The organism is Vibrio sp. 03_296 (assembly GCF_002265885.1).
In genome coordinates, this window is sequence record NZ_NPKW01000451.1 from 1 (window position 1) to 1,785 (window position 1,785).

Genomic DNA, 1,785 nt, shown 5'->3' on the forward strand with positions numbered 1-1,785 from the left:
GATCAGCTTAAAGTCAATATCGAGAGTCTCAATGTCAAGTTAGAAGATGAGGTGTTAAATAAAATACAGCAGATTGGTACCACCTACTCCAATCCATGCCCATAACATTGCGGGCTGTAACCACCAAGGTTACAGCCCTTTCGATTACGTCGGTATTCGCGAACTAAGCACACGGCGAATATGACGGATTCGACGCGCGACTTTGACTTCATCCGGAGTGGTGTTTGGGTTCGCTCGACCACCTTCATCTAAACCAATGTCTCTTAGTAAGAAGGCGTTGTTCCAAGGAATTTCATAACTACTACGACGGACACGTTTCGCCCATTCACGTTCTTCACGTTTTAAATCGGCTTGAACCAAAATAGTGGCTAATTTCAATAAATAGRGTGACGCATTATTTTCTCCAAATAAAAATGATTGCTGAGAAAAATGACGTGCTTTCGGGTAGATCAACTCGTAGAGAGAGACACAAACTAAGCTGCCATTTTCCGCAGCTCAGTTAAATAACAATGAGGGTGCGGATTAACTAACCAGTCGATAGCGGTATCAGCGCCGATGCTGATAACCACACTCATCTCAGATGAATGAGCATCGCGAGAGCACAAACGGGTTGATTTCGCATTCAATTTCAACATGTTAGCCCCCTTCAATGGTTTATTAATCCTAAAGTTTTGATGTGGTATAACTCGAAAGTTACGATTAAATTGTAAGCGAAAACGGTTGCTAATCAATCACTTTTTCTCCAATGCAGCAATTACAAAACATCCTACTAAATGTCAGTTTCATATTGATTGGCTATAACATATTCACCTTGGCAATATGAGGTTATTAGATGATTATCTGAATGTAAAAAGGCCATTCGATAGAATGGCCTCAAGCTTTGGGTGATTTAAACAGGATATTCCGCTACACCGTTTGTTCGGAAATCAAATTGTGTTTGTTTAGTAGTCGATACATCGTCGCACGCTGAAACCCTAACTCTTTGGCGGCATTAGAGACCTGACCCGAATGAGATTCCAGCACCAGCAACAGCGCATCGCGCTCACTTTTCTCACGGATATTTTTTAAGCTGCGCTTACTATCACCACGTTTAGGAAGATCCAATTGCGGCATATCGATGATCACGCTATCTGACATCAGGACAGCACGCTTAATCTGATTCATCAGCTCGCGTACGTTGCCTGGCCAGTAATAGCGCATCAAAGCTCTCAGCGCTTCTTCAGAATAGCCTTTTGCCTGCGCGTTATACTCTTTTGAGTATTCTTGCAGGTAGTAACGAGCCAACAAGGTGATGTCACTGGCACGCTCTTTGAGACTTGGCACATTAATCCGTAGCACATTGATGTAGTGGTAAAGCTCCTCGCTAAATCCCATCGATCAGTGCTTTTCAATATCGGAAGCATTCGCCGTCAAAATACGGACATTGACCTTCTTCATGCCATCGCAGGTTTCTATCGTTCCTTCTTGTAAGAAACGAAGAAGGTGCAGTTGCTGAGTTTTGGAAATCGTTAGAATGTCATTAAACAACACCGTACCACCATCAGCCTCGCTCTAGTATTGAAGGCCCCGACATTTGCGTCAGCCCCAATGCCAAAACATCCGCTTGAAAACGTTGCTCGCTCATTGCACGGCATTTGACAGAAAAGAATGGCTTCATCGCACGCGATGAGATTTTATGAATGGCTCGAGCGACCGTTTCTTTTCCTGAGCCATTCTCTCCGTTGATCAGAATGCTCACATCGGTAGGACCAATGCGTTTAATTTGATCGCGTAGGCGCTTCAAAG

At 43.7% G+C, this 1,785-nt stretch carries 2 protein-coding genes and 1 pseudogene; all 3 read right to left on the reverse strand.

Translation table 11 applies throughout. From position 1 onward, the window contains the following. Positions 1-144 precede the first annotated feature (144 nt). The gene (locus CIK04_RS25335; protein ID WP_128824700.1) at positions 145-378 is read right to left on the reverse strand and encodes a DUF1127 domain-containing protein; all 234 of its coding nucleotides are present in this window, start codon (positions 376-378) and stop codon (positions 145-147) included. A 95-nt stretch (positions 379-473) separates the two neighbouring features. Beyond that, positions 474-635 (reverse strand): hypothetical protein, encoded by a 162-nt coding sequence (locus tag CIK04_RS32860; protein WP_176463426.1) that lies wholly within the window; start codon positions 633-635, stop codon positions 474-476. Positions 636-906: 271 nt separating this feature from the next. Continuing rightward, positions 907-1,785: pseudogene (locus CIK04_RS25340) on the reverse strand (sigma-54-dependent transcriptional regulator); the annotation flags it as partial.